This window comes from Flavobacterium erigeronis (assembly GCF_054075165.1).
This window is the reverse complement of the sequence record NZ_JBSKGP010000004.1, coordinates 233,238-255,425: the sequence shown is the minus strand read 5'-3', so window position 1 is coordinate 255,425 and position 22,188 is coordinate 233,238. Positions and strand designations below refer to the sequence as shown.

Sequence of the window (22,188 nt, the reverse complement as noted above, 5' to 3'; positions counted from 1 at the left end):
CGCCTTTTTTTATTTCTTGTTTTCTTTAAAACTTAATCCATTCTTTCTTAATTCTTCCGAAAGTTTTGGCAAACTGCTTGGTCCAATTCCATGTAGGGATAAAATTTCTTCTTGTGTATATTGAGATAAATCTTCCGCAGTTTTAATATTCTTGCTTTCTAAAGCTCTTCTTGCCGGCGCTGATAAAACAGATAAAAGTCCAGATTTTGGTTTTCTTTCTGCTTCGCAAATAGGACAAGTAGGGCAATCACTGGTTTTAGTGTAATGATGCCCTTTTTTACAGATTCGATTATTTTTAGAAGCCAAATCCATTTTGAATTTTTTATCTAAGTTAACTCTTTTTATTAGAATCTACTATTCAAAATATCTTCAGCCACAATATTAGAATGCAGTAAATCTTCCATTTTCTTCGTCATACGCTGTGCTTCGAGAGCATAACCAAACATTTTTTTCTCATAATTTTCAATGGCTTCGTCAATTGTATTGAATTTTCCATTGGTTAAATTTTCCGTTAAGTGGAAAGCATCAAATAATCCCATATTTACACCTTCGCCTGCAAATGGAGGCATTAAATGCGCTGCATCGCCCACTAGAGTAATATTTGAATGTTCTTTCCAAGGTTCTTCTAAAGAAAATAAACGTAATGGCAAACCAGAAAAATCGGTTGATTTAGCAAAGAATTTTTTGTAATCGTCGTTCCAATTTTCAAATTTTTCATTCAAAAAAGAAATTACTGCTTGACTGTCTTCAAAATTGATTCCGTTATTTAAAATCCAATCTTCATCGGCTTTAAAAGAAACTCCAAAATGAACAGAACCGTCACGCATGGTATGGGTGTAAAACATTTTATGTTCTCCCATTGCCATAACATTCCCGTTTCCGTATTTCGGTTTAAACTCTGGATAATCCAAATCTGGATTCGAAATTTCTCCTTGAATAATATAGGTCCCAGAAAGTTGAGGCTCTTGATCGCTTACAAATTTTCGCGCATTCGATCTTCCGCCGTTTGCTACAATTACAAAATCGGCAGTAGTTTTTGTGCCATTTTTGAATTCTAAAACATATTGATTTTCAGATTTTTCGATATTAATTAGCTGACTATCCCAAACCACTGTATTTTCTTCAAGATTATCCAGCATAATTTTTCTCAAATCATTGCGGTCAATTTCTGGACGAGAAAAAGCGTTTGTTTCATCAGGCATTTCGTCAGAAGTAATATTTCCGTCCATGTCCGCCATTTTTTCGCCCGTTGGTCTCGCATACTTATAAAATACATCCATTAATCCTGCTTTCTGAATTGCATATTGCCCAGAATCAGAATGAATATCTAAAGTTCCGCCCGATGTTCTTGCTTCGGCATTTACGTCTCTTTCGTAAACAGTGACATCGGCACCATTAATTTGTAGAATTCGGGCTGTGGTTAGTCCGACTGGCCCGCCGCCAATTATGGCTATTTTTTTATTTTCTATAATTGAAGTTTTCATTTTAATGAAATTATATTGTATTTGAATTATGAATTATGAATTATGAATTTTGCAGTTGATCTTAATATTTGCAATTGAGTTAGGGTGTCAAAGCTTTAAGAACCAGATTAAATGCCTCATCTTTAATTTTATCAGTAAGAATAAAAGGTTTTCCAGACATTGATTTTCCTTCTCTATGAAATTCTAAAAGAGAATAAAGCGAACCGTAAGCAATGCTCCAGAATACTTCGTACGGAATAGAAATCAGTTCTTTTCTTTTAATTGCAGCAAGCATAAATTGGGTCATTATTTGCTTGTAATCGCCAGTTATTTCTTTTACGATATCATCTCCATAAGTAGAATGTTTTAAAAGTTCAAAGCAAGTTGCTTGTCGCGTAAAATTTAAATTAAAATAAATTCTATTCTCCCATTGATTTCTTAATCCATCTTTGAAAGACATATCAGCAGAAAATCCTTCAAACATATTGTCAAAAAAGTTTTTACCGATTTCGATTCCGATTTTTTTGATTAAGTCTTCTTTGTCCGAATAATAAATATAAAGTGTAGCAACTGAAATTCCACATTCTTTCGCTAGTCGATTCATTCCAAAACCTTCTACACCTTGGTTAACAATCATTTCAATTGCTTTCTGTTTTACAATTTCTTCTTTATTGATATCTCGCGTTCTCATATTTCTAACTTATTATGATGCAAAGATATAAATAATAAATGAATGATCGCTTTTTTATTTTTTTAAGGTTCTAAGATGCTAAGGTGCTGAGGTTCTAAGTTTTTTTTCTTAGTTGCAAAGTTGCAAAGTGACAGAGGGTCAGAGTTTTTTTAGCTTCTAACCTTCTAAGGTGCTGAGAAGCTAAGTTTTTTTCTTAGTTGCAAAGTGACAAAGTTGCAAAGTTCTTATTTTAAATTGCCTCCAGCTTTAGATGGAGGTTTAAAAAAGATCGAGAGAAAAGGCTTTAGCCGAACTATTTATAAAAAAAAATCAGTTGAAACAATTTTATCTGTTTCAACTGATTTTATACTTATTCTATATTTTTTAAAGAGTTTTTGTGGGTTCGGCTTCTCTTAGATTTTGGTTTTCTAAAATTTCCTTTAAATAGGGTTGTACCTGAGTATCAATATCGCTTTCAGAAATTTTTAAAGCTTCTGCGTCTGAGGCTAATTGAAGCCATGGTTTTGGTCCGTCAAAATTGTAACTTCCAAAAACAACTACTGGCGTACCTTTAACTTTTACATTTTCTTTGTCTTTCAAAATCCATTCGTCAGCAAATTTGTAAAGGTATTTGGCATCTTTTTCTAATAATCGTAAGCAAGAATGAGAAGCTGGATATCCTGGCAAATCATATTCGTGAAAACCAACACCTAGTTTATTTTCGATATTAAAATTCCATTTTAAATCCCATTCGTCATTAAAAGTACTGGTTGTTTTTTCTGCTTTCCAGTTAGTAAAAAATAATCCAGTTGGCGTTGGGTCTTTTTTTCTACCCATATTTGTTGGGCCTGTACGCACTAACTCGCCATTTTCATAAGCGGCAAAAGTTTGGGTAGGATAGGAGAAAAGTATAATTTTTGAAACTTCTTCTAATGCTGAAACATGCAGCGGAAATGGAAGATAATAAACCAAATCTCCGCTAAAATCTGCTGGAATTACAACAGAATCTAACTTTTTAAAATTGGCTTTATCAGTACGATTTAATGCATACACAATATCCATTTTTGAACTGTCAGCTTCATTAAGTTTCAGCCAGTCTTTGGTTTTTTCAATTTGATAAGAAACCGTTTTAGGTTTTTTATATTCTATAACTTCCTTTTTCTCTTTTTTATTTTCAGTCAGCGTTATGGTATCGCTCTTTTTACAAGAACCTAATAAAACTAATGTTAATATAAGTAGGGCATTTGCGGTGTAATATAACTTTTTCATGGGTCGTAATTTTATGAAGATAAAGTTATAAATATGATAGCTGAAAAGGGTTACATAATTTTTGGAATAGGTTTCGGTATTTACATTTTAAAGTTTTTCAGCTTTGGCTATAAAATCTGTAACATCGCTAACCCATTGCGATTTATTTTTAATTAAATAATTTTCGTGTCCTGTTTCTTTATAAATCACAAGTTTCTTAAAACCATTTAAATTATGATAGATTTTATCTGTTTCTTGTTTGCTGACACTTTTATCTTTTTCTCCATAAAGAAGTAAAGTTGGGCATTTGATACTTTTAGCATAATCGGAAGGGTTGTGGTTGAAACCCCAAAAACCGTTTTGAATTCCTCCCCAAAATAATAAGATTCCAGCCATAGGAAATGTGGGTGCATTCATTTTCTTGAATCTGGCGCAAACAGTTTGATACATTGAACCAAACGGACATTCTATAATTATTCCTTTTGGATTTATTTTACTGTCATTAATGCATTTCATTATGGCAGCTGCGCCCATAGAACTTCCAAATAGGAAAATGTTCTTTTCTCCCGTTGAATTAATGTAATCAAAGCAAGTTTTTACTTCTTCTGCTTCTTTAAAGCCAATTGTTGTTTGGTTTCCTTCTGAATTTCCGCTACCCATAAAATCAACCAGCAGGGTGCTATAGCCTAATTTTTGAAATTCCTCAGATCGTTCAATTAAAGAAGATTTTTCAGAACCGTAACCATGAAATAAAATAACAGTTCCTTTTGGGTTTGGGTTTTGAATAAACCAGCATTCTATTTCTTTATTACTTTTCAGTTTTAGTGTTTTATATTTCTGAGAAGGAAATTTTGAATTTTTGGGTTTGGGATTATTTACTCCTAGCAATAATGTTTTTGCTTTTTCCCAAGATGATAATTTTTCTGGACTTTGAGTTTTTTCAGATTTGTTTTCTTTAAAATGAGTAAACTTATAAGTGTGAAAGAACGCGATTACGTTTATCAAAATAAATAGGAATAACAAGGTTTTTAAAAATCTATTTTTTTGTAATTTCATTTACTATTTTTCAATAAGTTTCAAAGTATATTCAAATTGAGAATCTCTATTTTGCATAAAATCTTCCAAAGTCTGGGAGATTTCATGATCTGGAATTACTCCTCTTCCAAAAATCTGATTCGTTTTTTTAGGAACGTCTTGTTCTAAATTTACAATAGAAAATTGTGTTTTAATTTTGGTATTGGGCAATTCATATTCAATAGGAGTGTGGCCGTTGTGTCCAAAATAGCCTCCCATAGTTTCTTCTCCAATAACAATTGCCTTTGTATTTCCTGCCACAAGTGAAGCAAACAAAGATCCAGCCGAAGCAATTCTCGGACTAATCAATAAGTAAATTTGCCCTTTAAAACTATTCTTATCAGGCTGTAATAACATATTGAATTTACTGTCTTGAGAATATTTTTGATCTATCAGCTTTGGAAATTCTTCTATAAGCTCGTCTTCAAAATCTTTCAGTTCTTCCTGCTGTTTTTTAGGATCGGTTTCTTCGTAAACTAAATATTTTGGAAATGGTATTTTTTGAAAATTCACATAAGCCGATGCATTTTCTCGAAAAGGTTTTTCTGCTAAATAAGAGAAAGTTATAATATCATTTGGATCGGTGCCGCCGCCATTGTTTCTGACGTCGACAATTAGGTTTTTTATTTCCGAATGTTTGGAAAGGTATTGAAAACAGCTGTCCAAATATTTTTTGTACGCAATATGCTGTTTGTCTTTGGCATTTCGACCAATAACAAAAGTATGAACAGAAAGCAGTGCTGTATTGGAGGAAATTATTTTAAATGAATATTTATCTTTTGCTTTTTGATATTGCAGACTATCAATTGGAAGCGAAAATCTATTTTTAAAGTTTTCTTTTCGAATTTCATTAGAAACAGAAGAAATGCTTTTGGTCTGTTTTTGAGTTTGGTTTGGAAGAGAATATTCGACTAAAAAGCTTTTTTGCGCGCCATATTCCATTTCGAAATATTTAGCAAAAGAACTTCCAATTCCGATTGATTTTCCTGTAATGTTATATCCGTCGGTCGTATAATATTTGTAAAGCGAAGTGAGTATTTTTTGAGTTTCGATTCCGTTAATGCTATGAATTTGAGAACCGAGTGGAATTTCTTCATTTTTAAAATTAAGAATCAGCTTATTCTGGATGAGTTTTACGGGATAAGGGAAGAAGACATTCCCTGATGAATATTTCTTTTCAAAATCATCAGGAAGTGTGGTGTCATTATGTAGGCTTCCTTCAAAATCGGTTATCTGCAAAATGATTTTATAGAATTCAATAAGTTCTTTCGGCTCTTTAATCTGCGAAAATGCCCAATTGTAAATACTGTCAATCTGCTGTTTTGCTCTGTATTTGTAAAGTCCAGAATTGGCTTTTTCTCTAATTTCTCTAAAGATATTTAAATCTTGCTGGAGTTTTTCTGCTGGCCATTTTTCGCTTTGCGAAAAAATAAATAAAGGAAAAAGGAAAATTAGTACTATTTTAGATTTGAGCATTTTAGATCTTTTTGTCAATCTAAAATACTCAAAAAACTTCTAAATAAGACCTTTTATTTTAGCTTGCAATAACAGCATATTTTCTTAGCATTCGAAATTTTCCAGATTACATTTCTAATCTTAAAGTTTGTCCTTCTACAAACATTCCTTGCGAAGCTGTAATTTTTATTTTCTGGTCTGCTGTATAGCCTAAAGTTTCTCCATTTCGTAATGTAATATCACCATTAATTACGTACGAAACAATGTTGGCAAAGAAATTGAAAACTTCTAAAAGCTCTTTAGGAGATTTAATGATTTCCATTTCTTGCTTATCGAATTCAGGCAATCCATAGGTATACAAGTAATTTCCTTCTTCAGAGGTTTTGATCCCAATATAAACCCACAAATGAGCTGGAGATTTTCCTTGCTGTAAATCATCAATATTTTCCAAGTATTGATTTCTAGGTATCAATAAAGTCTGTTTTCCTTGATATACACCTATTGAATTTGAAGTTGAAAGAATAGAACATAATAGTTTGCTCAAAATGGTATATCTCTCTACTTGACTTCCTTGTGCAGACATAACAGAAACAACTGCATGTCCTGTATAGTTTTTTAAATCTTCTTCTGCTTTATGCCAGTTGTATGCATATTTAATAGTTGTTGAAACTTCATCACTAGGAATTTGTCCTGGTACAAAAAATATAGTCACTAATTCATTATTTACTGTAAAAACAGCTGAATTATTATCTCCAGAAAAATTTATAATAGATAATCCCCAGAGATTTTTCAGATTTTGAATTACACTGTCTATATTGTAACTCTCGTTATTAATAAATAGTGGCATTGCAAGCAATGCGCCTTTTTCATTTTTTGGTTCAGAAGTTTCCTTTTTCTTAAGAAAGTCAAATAATCCCATAATTAATTGATTTGAGGTTTAATTAAAATAGGATTCTAAAATACTCAAAAAACTTCTAAATCAGACCTTTTATTTTAGCGTGTTGCAATAGCATAATTGTTTTAGCATCCGAAATCTCTCCAGATTCAATCATGGCATAAGCTTCATCAAAAGTCAGTTCTAAAACTTCAATGTTTTCTTGTTCAGCATCGAGTCCGCCGCCTTCGCTAACTTTCATTTTTTCGTCGTATTCACCAACAAAAAGATATAAAATTTCGGTTACAGATCCTGGCGACATGTAAGTTTCAATAACTTTTTGAACTTTGCTTAAACGATAACCTGTTTCTTCTTCTGTTTCACGAATAATAGCTTGCTCTGCATTATCTTTATCCAAAAGCCCTGCGCAAACTTCAATCATCATTCCGGTTTTGTTTCCGTTCAAATAAGTCGGCAAGCGAAACTGTCTCGTTAAAATAACCGTTTTTTTAGCAGAATTGTACAGTAATATTCCAGCGCCATTTCCGCGATCATATACTTCACGTATATGTGACTCAACAGGCTGATTTTCTTTTTTATAATTAAAAGTTACTTTGTTTAATACATACCAATTATCAGATAATAACTTGGTTTCTGTAATCTCGATTTCTGGATTTTTTCTCATAAAAATATTCTTCAAAAAAAAACGCTCTGATTATCAGAGCGTTTAAAATGTATTATTTTGTTATTGTTTGTTTTCTGTCTGGTCCAACCGATACAATTTTGATTGGCACTTCGATTTCTTTTTCAATAAACTCAATATATTCTTTTAGCTCAATTGGCAATTCGTCAAAAGTTGTCAATCCTGTTAAATCTTGTTTCCATCCTTTAAACTCTTTGTAAACCGGAGTAACATTTTCTGGCTCAATGTTGTAAGGGAAATGAGAAATATTTTGACCTTTATAGTTGTACTCAGTACAAACTTTTAAAGTTTCAAAACCAGAAAGGACATCACCTTTCATCATCATTAATTGCGTAACTCCATTAACTTGAACAGCATATTTTAAAGCTACTAAGTCTAACCATCCGCAACGTCTTTGTCTTCCTGTTACAGAACCAAATTCGTTACCTACTTTTGCCATTGTAGCACCAACTTCGTCAAAAAGTTCAGTTGGGAAAGGTCCGCTACCTACACGTGTAACGTAAGCTTTGAAAATTCCGTAAACTTCTTTGATTTTGTTAGGAGCAATTCCTAAACCTGTACAAGCTCCAGCAGCAGTAGTATTTGATGAAGTTACGAAAGGATAAGTTCCGAAATCAACATCTAACAAAGATCCTTGAGCACCCTCGCAAAGAATAGATTTACCCGCTTTTTGAGCTTGGTGCATGTATTCTTCACTGTCAATAAAATCTAATTTCTTTAATTCTTCAATAGCTTCAAAGAATTCTTTTTCCAATTCAGCTAAGTTATATTGAATAGCAACATCATAGAAAGCAATCATTGCCTCATGTTTGTCTGCCAAAGCTCTGTAACGCTCTTTGAAATCTTCTAATTCAATATCACCAACACGCAAACCATTTCTACCTGTTTTGTCCATGTAAGTTGGTCCAATTCCTTTTAGAGTAGAACCAATTTTTGCTTTTCCTTTAGAAGCTTCAGAAGCTGCGTCAAGCAAACGGTGAGTTGGTAAAATTAAGTGAGCTTTTCTAGAAATGATTAATTTGCTTTTGATATCAAGGTTGAATTTCTCTAAACCTTCGATTTCTTTTTGAAAAACTACAGGATCAATTACAACACCATTTCCGATGATATTTACTGAGTTTTTATGGAAAATTCCAGAAGGAATAGTTCTTAGTACGTGTTTGATTCCGTCAAATTCTAGCGTATGTCCTGCATTTGGTCCTCCTTGAAAACGTGCAATAATATCGTAATTTGAGGTAAGTACGTCAACAATTTTACCTTTACCTTCATCTCCCCATTGTAATCCTAGTAATAAATCTACGGTCATTCTGTTTTAATTTGCGTTGAGGCAATCTAAGTTGCCCTACTGATTATGTAGTTAATTTTCTTTTTTTAATTTTTTTGAAAAGTCTAATCTTTAAAAGACTATGAATTTGAGTTTTGCTTTTTGTTTCCGTAGAAATAAAGCGAGTGATTTGTGATTTCGATATCAAAAATTTCTTCGATAGTCTTTTTGATGGTTTGAATTCTTGGATCACAAAATTCGATTACCTCACCAGAATCTGTCATAATGATATGATCGTGCTGTTTATCAAAATATGATTTTTCGTAGTAAGCCTGATTTTGTCCAAATTGATGTTTTCTAACCAAAGCGCAGTCCAACAATAACTCGATCGTGTTGTATAACGTTGCTCTACTCACACGATAGTTTTTGTTTTTCATTTTGATATAAAGGTTTTCTATATCAAAATGCTCCTCGCTATCGTAAATTTCCTGAAGTATAGCATAACGCTCAGGAGTTTTGCGATGCCCTTTTTGTTCAAGATATAGTGTAAAAACATTTTTTACAATTTCTTGATTCTTAGTGTTGTCAGTTGAAATAAGTGTCATATCCGGCAAAGATAATTTTTTATTTTTAATGAATAAAAGTTTCGGGTTTAAAGTTTAACGTTTAAACTTGATTTTGATTAGTAATAAGGCACTAAATACAGGCTTTTACGTCAAAAATATTTTGAAAGTCTATTTTAGCTTAATTAACATAATTATTTTAATTTATGATAAAACTAACAATGCTTAATTTGTTTTAGTCATATACATATACCAGTTCCATTCCCAAGTTTTTCCTTTGTCATCAGACATGGCCTGACTCCAGATTGGATTTTTTTCGTCTCTTGCATCCCATCGAAATACTTGAATAACTGGTTTTTCTTCAAAAATATCTTTAGAAAAAAAATGTCCAACTTTATTTTCGAAAGACCCTACTACAGGTTTGTCTAAAACGCCAGTATTTGAGTCCGACCAATAGATGCTCCATAATTTTGTTTTCGGATTAAATAATCTTACCGTCATTCCTTCAAATGGTTCTCCATCAAAAGTAGCAAGAAAATTATCTATATTGCCAATTCCGTGCAAAATCGTGTACATTTCCTGAGTAGAAGGAAATTCAATCCATTCGTTACAATTACAAAGTCTTTTTTTTAGTTTTTTATTTCTAATAGTAGATTTGCCAATAAAAAAATCGAAATCATTTTTTGATGAAGAATCAGAAGCAGAGATAATCAGTTCTCCATTTTCATCAAAAATCAATTGAGGAATTTCTATAGTATTATCCATAAAATAAAATTACTTTTCTAATAATTAAGTTCGATATTCTCTGGTAACCTTGTCAACTCCGTCAATTTTTTTGATGGCGCTAATCATTTTTTTCAAAATCGTGTTGTTTTTAACAATCACTGCAATTTGTCCGTGAAAAATTCCAGCGTCGGTGCTAAGCGAAATACTTTGAATATTTACGCTCATATTATTCGAAATTACTTTCGTCAATTGGTTGGTAAGTCCTAAAACGTCCATTCCAGTAATATTGATAATGGCTTTGAATTCTTCCTGAGAAGAATCAATCCATTTGGCGCTCATAATTCTGTATGCGTAATTTGACTGCATTCCGATCGCGTTCGGACAATCTTTTTTATGCACTTTGATTCCTTCGTTAATGGTCACAAAACCAAAAACATCATCTCCAGGAATCGGGTTACAGCATTGCGAAAGTTTGTAATCTAATTTATCATGCTCCGTTCCAAAAACCAGCATATCATAATTGCTGCTAATGACTGGCTTGTGAATATCTTCATCTGCGGTATCTTTGGTTCGTTTAATTTTATTTTTAAAGAAATTGATAAACGAATTGCTTTTTTGCGCCGCATAATCTTTTAACTGCTGATTTTCGATTGCACCAATTCCAACTCTATAAAATAAATCTAAACTTGTTTTTAGTTTAAAGAAATTAACTAACTCGTTTGTAACCTGTTCGTTAAAGGTGACTTTTAAATGTTTTAATTTTCGAATAAGCAATTCCTTTCCTTCTTCGGCAATTTTTTTAGTGTTCTCGTTAAGAACATTTTTGATTTTATTTTTTGCTCTAGAAGTGGTTACATATTCCAACCAGTTTACAGTTGGTTTTTGGTTTGGAGAAGTGATAACTTCGACCTGATCACCGCTTTTTAATTCATAATTAAGAGGAACTAAACGTCCATTTACACGGGTTCCACGCGTTTTGATTCCGATTTCGGAGTGAATACTGAAAGCAAAATCTAGTGAAGTGGCACCTTTTGGCAGTGATTTAATTTCTCCTTTTGGCGTAAAGACGAAAATTTCTTTAGAATATAAATTCATTTTAAAATCTTCGACAAAATCAACCGCATTGGTTTCTGGATTTTCCAATGCTTCGCGAAGGAGATTCAGCCAAGTATCCAGACCGCTTTCCTCTGTGGCTCCGTTTTTGTATTTGTAATGCGCTGCGTACCCTTTTTCGGCAATTTCGTCCATACGCTCACTTCGTACTTGAACTTCGACCCAGCGTCCTTTTGGACCCATTACGGTAATGTGAAGGGCTTCATAACCAGTTGATTTTGGTGATGAAATCCAGTCACGCAAACGGCTCGGACTCGGTCTATAGTGGTCTGTTACGATCGAATAGATTTTCCATGCAATGAATTTCTCTTCATGCGGATCGGCTTTGTACACTATTCTAAGGGCGAATTTATCGTACACTTCATCAAAAGTAACGTTTTGAGCACGCATTTTTCGACGGATAGAATAAATCGATTTTGGTCGGCCTTTGATGATATAATCTACGCCTTCGTTGTCTAAAGATTTTTTTAAAACATCAGAAATGTCTTTGATGTAAGCGTCTTGTTCTTCTTTTGTTTCACGAATTTTGCTTACAATGTCGTTGTAAATTGCTGGTTCGGTATATTTTAAGCCTAAATCTTCCAGTTTGGTTTTAATATTATAAAGTCCCAAACGGTGAGCTAGAGGCGCATAAATGTATAAAGTTTCTGAGGCGATTTTAGTCTGTTTGTATTCAGCCATCGAATCCATGGTCTGCATATTATGCAAACGGTCGGCCAATTTGATCAGAATTACGCGGACATCATCGTTCAATGTCAGAATCATTTTTCTGAAATTCTCCGCCTGCATAGAAGCATTCAAATCTTTTTGAACTAAAGATATTTTAGTCAGACCCTCAACCAATTGCGCCACTTTCGGATTGAATAAACGCTCAATGTCTTCAACCGTCATGGGAGTATCTTCAACAACATCGTGCAATAAGGCCGCAGCAATAGAAGTCGCACCCAGACCAATTTCTGAAGCAACAATTTTTGCAACTGCAATAGGATGAAAGATATACGCTTCGCCCGATTTACGTCTCTGTTCTTTGTGAGCATCGACGGCAACATCAAAAGCTTTTCGAATTAATTTTTTGTCGGTTGTGTCTAACGTTTGGTAACTTATTCGTAGTAATTCCTTGTATTCCTGCGCAATAGCTTTGTTTTCTTTTTCTATATCTATTTCTGTCATAACGGCATAGTTCAAGTACTAAATATAGAAATTTGTTGCCATATACGCAAGGGGTTGGGATTGTAGATTTTTGATTGCAGATTTTAGATTTTTTCCTACAGGAATGTGACTTCGACTTCGCTCAGTCTGACAAATTTAAAGGTGCAACTTTTTACTTTAGAAACCTTAAAACCAATCAGTATGTTAGACGCACTGCGGTGCGTCTCTACGGAAAATCTTTACCACTTTGTGACTTTGAAACTTTGTCACTCTACATTAGAACCCTCTCTGCCTTTTCGCTTCAAAAATTAAAATTGCCGCGGCAACAGAAACGTTCATGCTGTCGATTTCGCCTTGCATCGGAATAATGATATTTTGAGTTGCGGCATCACGCCATTCTTGCGTTAAACCTGTAGCTTCTGTACCCACAACTAAAGCTGTTGGAGTAGTGAAGTTTTGTGTATGATATGAAGTCGAATTTTGTAAAGTCGCGCTGTAGAAATTGATCTTTTTTTCTTTTAAAAAGGAAATAATTTCTGAGGATGTTCCCGTTGCAATTTGGTTGGTAAACAAACAGCCAACGCTAGAACGAACAATATTCGGATTGTATAAGTCGCTTTTTGGATTGGCGATTAAAACAGCGTCCAATTTGGCGGCATCTGCGGTACGCAAGACAGCGCCGATATTGCCTGGTTTTTCAAGAGATTCAACAACCAAAATCAACGGATTATCTGATAATTTTAAATCAGATAATTTTAAAGATTTGGTTTTTGCAACCGCTAAAATTCCTTCTGTAGTATCACGATACGCCAGTTTTTGATAGACTTCTTTATTGATTTCGATAAGTTGAAACGGATTTTGAATCAGTTTGTTGATTTCTGATTCAGAAACTAATTCGGGTAAAAACAAAACCGTTTCGATTTCGTAACCGCCTTTTATCGCTAATGAAATTTCGCGTAAGCCTTCAATCAAAAATGTTCCGGTTTGTTTTCTGGCTTTGGATTTTTCCTGAAGTAAAACCAAAGATTTGATAAACGGATTTTGAATTGAAGTGATTTGTTTCATTTTTTAAGGCTCAAAGTTGCAAAGAGGCAAAGGTACAGAGTTTTTTTCTTCCTGCAAGGTTTTTAAAACCTTGCAGGTTTAGGAGTGGATTATTTGTTTAGCCACGAATTACACGAATTGCACTAATTTTTCCAATAGAATTGAAAATTTAAAATTCGTGAAAATTCGTGTAATTCGTGGCTAAAAAACTATTTTTCAAAAACTGCTTTTACTTCTTCTTCAACAGGATGATCTGTTTTGAAAGTATAGCCTAGAAATTTAGCTATGGTTTGCGCGAATTGTTTTTGGTAGATCTGAGAATTGGTTTTGATTTCGCCTTTTGGAGCAATTTCTGGTCCCATTGCGGCAAACCAAATTTCAGAAGCGCCAGCAACATCAGAGCCGTGATCTGTCCATTGCGATTTTACTTTGTCACCGCGACCGTGATCAACCGTTATAAATAAGGTTGTTTTATTTTTGTACTGTGGATCGTTCTGAACAAAATTCCAGATTTCCTGAATCCATTTGTCTACTTGATTTGCGGCATCTAAATACGAGCGATATTGTGCGTGATGCGCCCATTCGTCGGTTTCGCCGTATGCGATGTAGAGTACTTTTGGCTTTTTTGTTTTTAATTCGTCTAAAGCTTGATAATGTGTAAAAAGGTCTAAACATTCGTCTTGATGAAACGGCTTATAGGAGTTGTCACGCATTTCGTTAAGCAATTTTTGCGCTGCAGTTGGTTTGTTTCCACCCACTTTATCAAAAGCAGAAATTACTGGAAAACCACTTCTTTCTTCGTTCAAAATTCTGTCAAAAGCATCCCAAGTGCCAAATGCTGCAACTTTCCCTTTTAGTTTAGACTGCTGATTTAAAAACTCTAAAACATTGACATTCGGATTGGCTTTGTAACCATTTGAATTGACTTTTAAATCGACATTTCCGGTCATGATTTCACTATATCCAGGATAACTAAACCAATACGGATTGGCAACATCAACTTTATTTCCTAAATCTCGGTTTCCGTAAATCTGACCTTTCGAGGCAATTTCAGACCAGAAAAAAGGCATTATTTTTTTGCGCGATTCTTTGCTATCTGGACTGCTGTATTTTTTATAAATATAAGTGCTGTCTCCCTGATTGAATTTTTTATCATTAGCAATTGCTAAATCTACTCCTTTAAAAAGTTCCTGCCATCTAAAACCGTCGGTTGTGATAATAATGATGTTTTCTGTTTTTTGGGCTTGAGTTTTAATGCTTAATAAAAGGAACAGAAATAGAATTGCTTTTTTCATTTTGATCTGTTTTTGAGTTTTTATAATCAGAATATTATTTCTTTCAAAACTAATTTATTAATGACAATTGCAGCGAAGCTAATCTGTAAAATAACCATAAGTTAACAGATTAATTGAGTTATAAAATCCCTCTAGATTTAATCTCCAGATATTTATTAATAGCGTCCAAAGTCAGATTCTCAGGTTGCGTTAAAACAGAATGTATTCCGTATTTCTTCAGTTCATTTACAATTAATCGTTTTTCGAACATGAATTTTTCGGCAATCACTTTATCATAAACTTCCTGAATAGTAGTTGTTTTTTTATTGATAATGCTGTTTAATTCTGTATTGCTAAAGAAAACAACTACCAATAAATGGCTTTTGGCAATTCCTTTTAAATAAGGCAATTGACGGTTTAAACCATCCATTGTTTCGAAATTGGTGTATAGAATTATTAAACTTCTCTGATTGATGTTTTTCTTAATATCAACATACAATCTGCTGTAATCGCTTTCAAAGAAATCTGTTTTTACGTTATAAAGTGATTCTAAGATTTTCTGCATCTGCGAACCTCTTCTTTCTGCAAAAACACGGTTTTCTACCTTTTTAGAAAAAGAGAACAGACCAGCTTTGTCTTGTTTTTTCAAAATAACATTCGACAAAACCAAAGCAGAATTAATAGCATAGTCCAATAAACTTAATCCGTCAAAAGGCATTTGCATGACACGGCCTTTGTCGATTGCCATATAAACCGATTGTGATTTTTCGTCCTGAAACTGATTGACCATTAAAGAGTTTCTCTTGGCAGTTGCTTTCCAGTTCAGCGTTCGCAAATCGTCGCCTTGAACATATTCTTTAATTTGTTCGAACTCCATCGTATGACCAATTCGGCGTATTTTTTTGATTCCGTATTGAAATAGATTATTCGAAAAAGCAATCAGATCGTATTTTCTTAACTGAATATAAGACGGATAAGTAGGCACCATTTGATCATTATCAAAAGAAAATCTTCTCGAAATTAATCTTAAAGGCGAAGAAACATAAATGTTTAAAGCTCCAAAATGATATTCTCCACGTTCTGTTGGACGAAGATCGTAACCAATTTCTTTTTGTGAAGCTGCTTTTATCGTTTTTACAATTTTGAAATTACGAACTTGAAATTGAAACGGAATTTCGTCAATAATTTTAACCGAAATTGTAAAAGTATAATGATTTTTTAGATTGATTTTTATAGGATTCAAATCTCCGTTGGATAACTTTTCGGGAGTAATTCTTTCTGCTTCTAGTCCTGTTCGCGCTAGATACAAAAGTAAAATATCAAGTCCCAAAAAAGTAACTAAACCTAAAACCAACAGCCAAACCGCATTGTACATATTCGGAAAAATAAAGGCACAAATAAATAATCCTATAATACCAATGAGCACATAGAAAAAGAAATTGTTCAGATATAGACTTTTTATGAATTTCACTTTATTTTTTGTTTACTTCGTCCGTTCGGCTTTCAGCCTCGGGTCAGGTTTAAAGTTTCAGGTTTAAAGTTTGCCCTTCGACTTCGCTCAGGGGGACAAAACTTGTTTGCAAATTTCAGGTTTCACGTTTCCTGCAAGGTTTTCAAAACCTTGTAGGTATTAGTTGGTCTGTTGTTAAGAAATACACCTACAAGGTTTTGGAAACCTTGCAGGAGTTTTAACTATCTCGGAATCTCTACTGTTTCAATAATTTGTTTAATGATTTCAGAACTTGTCAAACCTTCCATTTCGCGTTCTGGCGCTACAATTACACGGTGCTGTAAAACAGGAATTGCGGCTTCTTTAATATCTTCTGGCGTAACGAAATCGCGTCCGCGAATGGCAGCAAAACCTTTCGAAGCATTCAAAATTGCTATCGAAGCACGAGGCGAAGCTCCTAAATATAAAAAGGCATTTTCGCGTGTATTTACCACAATTCTCGCAATATATTCCAAAAGGTTTTGTTCCACTCTAATTTGTTTTACCAAACCTTGATATTCTTTAATTTCTTCAGCAGAAAGAATGGTTTTTATAGCATCTAATTTTCCGTGATCTTGCAAAGAATGTTCTCTTTGAATGATTAAAATTTCTTCATTCAATTTTGGATAATCGATTGTGATTTTAAAAAGAAAACGGTCCAATTGTGCTTCAGGCAAGCGATAAGTTCCTTCTTGTTCTACAGGATTCTGCGTTGCAATTACCAAAAATGGCGCTTCTAATTGGTAAGCAGAACCGTCAATTGTAATCTGGCGTTCTTCCATTACTTCAAAAAGTGCGGCCTGAGTTTTTGCAGGAGCACGGTTGATTTCGTCAATTAAAATCAGATTCGAAAAAATCGGACCTTTTTTGAATTCAAATTCTGAGTTTTTCAAATTGAAAATAGAAGTTCCTAAAATATCAGAAGGCATTAAATCTGGCGTAAACTGAATTCTGCTGAAACCGATATTTAAAGTTTTAGCCAATAATTTAGCCGAAATTGTTTTGGCAACTCCAGGAACACCTTCTAGAAGAACATGACCGTTTGACAAAATCGCCACCAAAAGTTGGTCTACCATTTTGTGCTGTCCCACGATTACTGTTTCGATCTCTTTTTTAATCGTATTTACATGCTCTAAAAGAGGAGTAAGGTTAATTCTCGTTTCAAAATTCACATTTTCATTTGTGATTTCGTTTGATGTTGTATTGATGTCGTCCATAATTGGGTCTGTTTTTATTTTCTTTTTGCCACTGATTTTAAGGATTAAAAAAGATTTTTTTAGTTAATCTGTGCGAATCTTTTTAATCTGTGGCAACTTTTTTAGTTAATGTAAAATCTTTTCTATTGCTGTATTTATTCTAAGAAGATCTTCTTCCAGACTTCCGTGATAACTATTTCGGTGGTCATTTATTAATTGTACCAAATCTTGAATGTCTTTTTTGTCTTTTCCTGTTTTATAGTGCAATTTGGTTATAAAATCGTCATCTAGCTTAGTAGTGTCAAGCAAATAATCGGTTCTAATTCTTTCCAAAAAATAAATAATCTTTTTGTCAATAATATTGGTATGATCGCCTTCCTGATAATATAAATTTCCAACGGTTTTAGTAAAATCAACGGTTAAATTTTGCAAAGGTTTTATGATTGGCACAATGCGCTGTTTTCGTTTGGCATTAAAAATCATGAAAATAAGAATTCCGATTATGCCCAAATACCAAGCCGATTTCAAAGCGGGCTGACTCCAAATATATCGCATTGGAGAACTTGAGATTCGTTTGTCGTCAAAACTTTTATTGTACCAAAAGATATTTCCTTTTGGAATATAAGATACCAGACTTTCAGTATACTGATAGTTGTCTTTTTTCAGCAGATAATAATTGGTAAAAGCGACTGGCTGCGTGTGCAAATAGAGATATCCATTTTTATACGGAACTTCAATAAAATTGACTTGCCTTTTGTTTTTACGAGTAGATTGGTATCCTAAAACTTTTGTGTTTAAAGTATCGATTTTAGAAAAATAATCGCTTAGACCTGTATTAAAAGTATATTTTTTTTGACTTATGTTTTTATTTGCCATCCAAGCCGAAGTGCTGTCATTGGGAATAAAATCGGTTTTCAATTCAATTTTTAAAGAATCCAATAACACTTTCGGGAACACTTTCATGCTTAAAAAAGCATTATTTCCGTGAGAAACAAAATATAAAATCTCTTTCATCGACTGATCGTCAATGTTTTCAGCCTCAGAAATATTAATGAAAGTGCCTTTTATTTTATAGGTTTCTACATTTTCTCTTGCATCATATTGCGAATCCAGATATTCATAAGGCGTCTGGGTAGAAATTCTTTCTACTTTTTGTTTAAAAAGGCCATCAGCTTCCTGATCAAAAACGTACAATCCGAATGGGATTTTATCTTCAACAGAGTACGTCGGAGTCCAATCAATAGGTTTTGGCTGTCCTTTGTCTACTAATAATGTTATTCCGAGAATTAAAACCAGAATAGCAATGTATATTTTAACTTTATTATCCATTGCCAAATGTTTTTAATGCTTTTTTAAATCTGTTTTCAGTCTTTCTAAATGTTGCTTCGTCAATTTCAAATTCTCCGTACCAAATATAATTGTACAGATAAGAAAGATAGGTAAACTCTTCTTTATGAGCAGGACTCTGCAATTCGTACAAATAATCAGAATTGGTTTTTTCGATATCCCATTCAATAAAATGATTTTGTGCCATTACTTTCAAAAGCCATAAATAGTAATATCGTATTGCGACTCTTCTTTCGCCGGCTTCAAGGCTTTCTTTAATCAGTTTTTCAAAATCCAAAAGATGAATGTTTTTCTCGGCATCTGAATAGAATAAAGTTCTCTTGGTATTCTTTCCAAAAATCCATCTTCCTTCTTGTTTGGTCAAAGCTCTGGCAATAAAATAAATCAAAACTATAACCACTAGAACTGCGATTATTCTAAACAGAATTGCAACAAAATTCAGAGATGTTTTTACACTGCTGAAATTAAACAAATTGAAAATTTGTCTCGCCAGCCAATGCTTAAAATGATCCCACCAGTTTTTTTCGGGAGTTTTATATTCGTAGATATACTCTTTGCCGGTATATTTTTTCTTGAAATTTTTTTCAAAATGTCTAGCTTCTACAGTTCTAGAATCGACTTGAATGTCTTTTTCGGTGTATTTAATTCCAGTAACTTTTGGAGGATCTTGGGTTACAGGAATAGAATCTTGAGCCTGAGAAATACCGCAGTACAAAAGAAAAGATAAAATAAATAATAATCTGGTCATTACTTGTTCTTAAAGTTTTTCGGCGGTTAAAGAATGCATTTTTTTGTGTACAATAAAAGGATAAACCAAGTAATAAAACGAGATTATGGCAAGCGTCACTAAGATAATAAAACTGCTTAGCCAATTGGGCATATCGATAGAATATCTGGTAATAAAGCCTTCTAAAAATCCTGCACTTATCGTGAAAGGGAAAGTACTCAAAAATATTTTGAAACTGTTTTTGAAACCAATTTTGAAAGAATTCAATCTGGAGAAAGTTTTAGGAAATAGGATAGAAGCCCCTAAAATAAATCCAGCAGTCGTTTCGATTACAATGGCGAAAATTTCCATAGAACCATGAATCCAGATGCCTCGCACACTTTTCCAGAAAACGCCTTGTTCGTAGAAAAAATATTGGAAAGAACCCAGCATAATGCAGTTTTGAAGAAATATATTAAAAGTGCCGATTCCAACAAATATGCCATAGAAATAACATTTTGCGCCTACAAAAAGGTTGTTTACGGTAATGCCAATAAAACTTCCCCAATTGCTTCCCGAACCGTACACGGCCATCGGATTGCCTTTTTTGATATTTGCCAAAGTCATATTGACGTATTCGTCGCCTAAAATTAAACGCACAAAATCACGATCGTAACGGGCAGAAAGAACGCCAATTGAAACCGTAACAAAAAACAGCACAAAAGCATAAACCAAATATCTTCTGTATTCGTAAACCAATAAAGGCACTTCGATTTTAAAGAAATCAACAACGCGGTTCTGGTCTGTGCGTTTGGTTTTGTAAATCTTTTGATAAATCTGAGACGCAAGATGATTAAGGTATACAACCGTTTTACTTTTAGGATAATACGTTTGAGCATACGACAAATCATTCATCATTTGAATGTACAAATTAGCTAATTCATCAGGATTTTTTTTAGCTTTACCAAAAATTGCCAGCTCAAACTCGAGCCATTTTTCTCTGTTTTGTTTTATAAAGGCGATTTCTCTCATTGTAGGCTAAAATATGAAATATGTCAGAATTATCTATTAACACGACACAAAATGTCAAAATAAATTTTATTGCTGCTTCTGTAGGCGAAAGATTAGGTGCTTTTTTTATCGATCTATTTATTATAATCTGTTATATAACAGCACTTTCAATAGTTCTTTTTGACTGGTTGCAACTAGATCGGCTAATGGTTAATTTGGACGGTTGGTCACGAGGAGCGATTTTTTTAATGCTCTATTCGCCAGTTATAGTCTACTCGCTAGTTTTAGAAAGTGTTTTTGAAGGACAGTCACTTGGCAAAAAGTTATTAAAAATTAAGGTCGTAAAAATTGATGGTTATCAGGCAGGTTTTGGTGACTATTTAATCCGCTGGTTTTTTAGAGTAATAGACTTTTTTACCTTCTTTGGACTTCCTGGACTTATTGCGGTTATCACAAGTCAGAAATCGCAGCGATTGGGCGATATGGCGGCAGGAACAGCAGTAATTACTTTAAAGAATAGAATTAATATCAGCCATACTATTTTAGAAGAAATTGGCGAAGCATATGTGCCAACTTATCCTTTGGTAATTAAGCTTTCAGACAATGATATGCGTATTATTAAGGAAACTTTTCAAAAAGCGGTTGCTAAAAACGATCATGAAGTGATTTACAAATTGGTAGCCAAAATTGAAAGCGTAACAGGCATAAAAAATCAATCTGGAAATAATAGCGATTTTATTCGTGTCATTTTAAAAGACTATAATTTCTACACTCAGAATATGTGATTTTTCATTAAAGATTTAAAAGTGTTTTTTGAGTTTTATTGATAATTTTTTAAATTTTATCAATATATTTACGATACATTTTTAATTCAAAAATTTCCAACAAATGAAAATTACAAAGCCATTTCTAGTGTTACTAGTACTATTATCTGCTTGTATTACTTTTGCACAAAGCGGAAAAAAATTAGATAGAATTATAAAAAGAGATTATCAGATAATCGATTGTACGATTTTAAAAATGTCTGATAAAACCGTAGATTATTCGCTTCCTGGCGAAACAGTTCAGATTTCGCTAGATGTTTCGCAGATCGCGAGAATCGATTTTGCAAGCGGAAGAACTCAAACTTTTGATGCGTCTTCAAGTTCAAACAACACAGCTCAAAATACTTCTCAAAGTATTGAAACTGCAGAGATGAAACCCAATACGATTGCAGTACTGCCAGTTCCTTACGTAAACGCCGATAATCAGCAAGGTTCTGAAGATATGGCGAAATTTGCTCAAAATGATCTGTATAACAAACTGTTGGATAAAGCGTCGAATATTTTGCCATTAACGGTTCAGGATTTAAGAACAACCAATAGCCTTTTGCACAAAGCAGGAATCGATCATAACAATATTGACGAAACTCCAATTGCAGATCTTGAAAAAATACTAGGAGTTGATAATATAGTGGCTGCAAAAATTTCATATACCATTGGAACAGCCTCTACAGCTACTACCTACAGCAGTGGAGATACAAAAGTGAGCAACAATAACAAAAAAGTATCTTCAAGCGATATTTCTACCACAACAGCAAACAATCAGGTGTATTATTACTATACGGTTTATTTTGACATGTATAAAAATAAAGACAAGATCTACTCGCAAACCCGCAAGCCATTATTGGCAGTAAAAGACAGTTGGATAGATTCGATCACATATTTGCTAAAAAGAAGTCCGATTTACGTGAAAAGATGATAAGTGATTTTACGAGTTAGATTTGCTAAGATTATTCCTTGCAACTTTGTAACTTTGGCTTTTTGTTAAGAAAAGCTTA

Annotated in this window: 21 protein-coding genes; 2 read left to right on the top strand and 19 right to left on the bottom strand. The window is 33.4% G+C overall.

What is annotated here, in order from left to right; all coding sequences use genetic code 11:
• Positions 1-9: 9 nt before the first annotated feature.
• The 19 genes from ACWA1F_RS09945 to ACWA1F_RS09855 all read right to left on the bottom strand — a co-directional run bounded on the left by ACWA1F_RS09945 (position 10) and on the right by ACWA1F_RS09855 (position 20,390).
• On the bottom strand, positions 10-312 hold the full coding sequence (locus ACWA1F_RS09945) for a DNA-directed RNA polymerase subunit alpha C-terminal domain-containing protein (protein WP_456893620.1): 303 nt from the start codon (positions 310-312) through the stop codon (positions 10-12).
• Between the two features lie 32 nt (positions 313-344).
• Positions 345-1,484: an FAD-dependent oxidoreductase gene (locus ACWA1F_RS09940; protein WP_456893619.1), complete on the bottom strand. Its 1,140-nt coding sequence runs from the start codon at positions 1,482-1,484 to the stop codon at positions 345-347.
• A 79-nt stretch (positions 1,485-1,563) separates the two neighbouring features.
• Entirely contained in the window at positions 1,564-2,154 is a 591-nt protein-coding gene (locus ACWA1F_RS09935; RefSeq protein WP_456893618.1) for a TetR/AcrR family transcriptional regulator, read from the bottom strand.
• Positions 2,155-2,517: 363 nt separating this feature from the next.
• Entirely contained in the window at positions 2,518-3,402 is an 885-nt protein-coding gene (locus ACWA1F_RS09930; RefSeq protein WP_306156971.1) for a L,D-transpeptidase, read from the bottom strand.
• Between the two features lie 87 nt (positions 3,403-3,489).
• Complete coding sequence (locus ACWA1F_RS09925; protein WP_456893617.1) at positions 3,490-4,437, bottom strand: alpha/beta hydrolase; 948 nt, start codon at positions 4,435-4,437, stop codon at positions 3,490-3,492.
• Positions 4,438-4,440: 3 nt separating this feature from the next.
• Positions 4,441-5,931 carry a S41 family peptidase gene (locus ACWA1F_RS09920; RefSeq protein ID WP_456893616.1) on the bottom strand — a complete coding sequence of 497 codons (1,491 nt, stop codon included), beginning with the start codon at positions 5,929-5,931 and terminating at the stop codon, positions 4,441-4,443.
• A 106-nt stretch (positions 5,932-6,037) separates the two neighbouring features.
• The gene (locus tag ACWA1F_RS09915; RefSeq protein WP_456893615.1) at positions 6,038-6,829 is read right to left on the bottom strand and encodes a DUF4261 domain-containing protein; all 792 of its coding nucleotides are present in this window, start codon (positions 6,827-6,829) and stop codon (positions 6,038-6,040) included.
• A 55-nt stretch (positions 6,830-6,884) separates the two neighbouring features.
• Positions 6,885-7,469 (bottom strand): NUDIX domain-containing protein, encoded by a 585-nt coding sequence (locus tag ACWA1F_RS09910; protein WP_306156963.1) that lies wholly within the window; start codon positions 7,467-7,469, stop codon positions 6,885-6,887.
• 52 nt (positions 7,470-7,521) lie between these two features.
• On the bottom strand, positions 7,522-8,793 hold the full coding sequence (locus ACWA1F_RS09905) for an adenylosuccinate synthase (RefSeq protein WP_125721472.1): 1,272 nt from the start codon (positions 8,791-8,793) through the stop codon (positions 7,522-7,524).
• A gap of 98 nt (positions 8,794-8,891) precedes the next feature.
• Positions 8,892-9,356, bottom strand: a complete 465-nt coding sequence (locus ACWA1F_RS09900) for a Fur family transcriptional regulator (RefSeq protein WP_008462215.1) — start codon at positions 9,354-9,356, stop codon at positions 8,892-8,894.
• A gap of 183 nt (positions 9,357-9,539) precedes the next feature.
• Positions 9,540-10,079, bottom strand: coding sequence for a hypothetical protein (locus tag ACWA1F_RS09895; protein WP_456893614.1), 540 nt, complete (start codon positions 10,077-10,079; stop codon positions 9,540-9,542).
• A gap of 24 nt (positions 10,080-10,103) precedes the next feature.
• Positions 10,104-12,323: a RelA/SpoT family protein gene (locus tag ACWA1F_RS09890; RefSeq protein WP_456893613.1), complete on the bottom strand. Its 2,220-nt coding sequence runs from the start codon at positions 12,321-12,323 to the stop codon at positions 10,104-10,106.
• Positions 12,324-12,578: 255 nt separating this feature from the next.
• Positions 12,579-13,367: a TrmH family RNA methyltransferase gene (locus ACWA1F_RS09885; RefSeq protein WP_456893612.1), complete on the bottom strand. Its 789-nt coding sequence runs from the start codon at positions 13,365-13,367 to the stop codon at positions 12,579-12,581.
• 188 nt (positions 13,368-13,555) lie between these two features.
• A complete protein-coding gene (locus ACWA1F_RS09880; RefSeq protein WP_456893611.1) occupies positions 13,556-14,641 on the bottom strand; it encodes an alkaline phosphatase family protein in 1,086 nt (361 codons plus the stop codon).
• A 118-nt stretch (positions 14,642-14,759) separates the two neighbouring features.
• Positions 14,760-16,091, bottom strand: coding sequence for a DUF58 domain-containing protein (locus ACWA1F_RS09875; RefSeq protein ID WP_456893610.1), 1,332 nt, complete (start codon positions 16,089-16,091; stop codon positions 14,760-14,762).
• A 221-nt stretch (positions 16,092-16,312) separates the two neighbouring features.
• Positions 16,313-17,326: an AAA family ATPase gene (locus tag ACWA1F_RS09870; RefSeq protein ID WP_456893609.1), complete on the bottom strand. Its 1,014-nt coding sequence runs from the start codon at positions 17,324-17,326 to the stop codon at positions 16,313-16,315.
• Between the two features lie 105 nt (positions 17,327-17,431).
• Positions 17,432-18,634 carry a DUF4350 domain-containing protein gene (locus ACWA1F_RS09865; RefSeq protein ID WP_456893608.1) on the bottom strand — a complete coding sequence of 401 codons (1,203 nt, stop codon included), beginning with the start codon at positions 18,632-18,634 and terminating at the stop codon, positions 17,432-17,434.
• Complete coding sequence (locus tag ACWA1F_RS09860; protein ID WP_456893607.1) at positions 18,627-19,400, bottom strand: DUF4129 domain-containing protein; 774 nt, start codon at positions 19,398-19,400, stop codon at positions 18,627-18,629. Before ACWA1F_RS09860 ends, ACWA1F_RS09865 begins: the two co-directional genes overlap by 8 nt.
• A 9-nt stretch (positions 19,401-19,409) precedes the next feature.
• The gene (locus ACWA1F_RS09855) at positions 19,410-20,390 is read right to left on the bottom strand and encodes a stage II sporulation protein M (RefSeq protein WP_456893606.1); all 981 of its coding nucleotides are present in this window, start codon (positions 20,388-20,390) and stop codon (positions 19,410-19,412) included.
• A gap of 20 nt (positions 20,391-20,410) precedes the next feature.
• Between ACWA1F_RS09855 and ACWA1F_RS09850 the strand changes: the two genes are divergently transcribed.
• Both ACWA1F_RS09850 and ACWA1F_RS09845 read left to right on the top strand, forming a co-directional pair.
• Positions 20,411-21,154: an RDD family protein gene (locus tag ACWA1F_RS09850; RefSeq protein WP_456893605.1), complete on the top strand. Its 744-nt coding sequence runs from the start codon at positions 20,411-20,413 to the stop codon at positions 21,152-21,154.
• Positions 21,155-21,257: 103 nt separating this feature from the next.
• Entirely contained in the window at positions 21,258-22,109 is an 852-nt protein-coding gene (locus tag ACWA1F_RS09845; protein ID WP_456893604.1) for a hypothetical protein, read from the top strand.
• Positions 22,110-22,188: the final 79 nt, after the last annotated feature.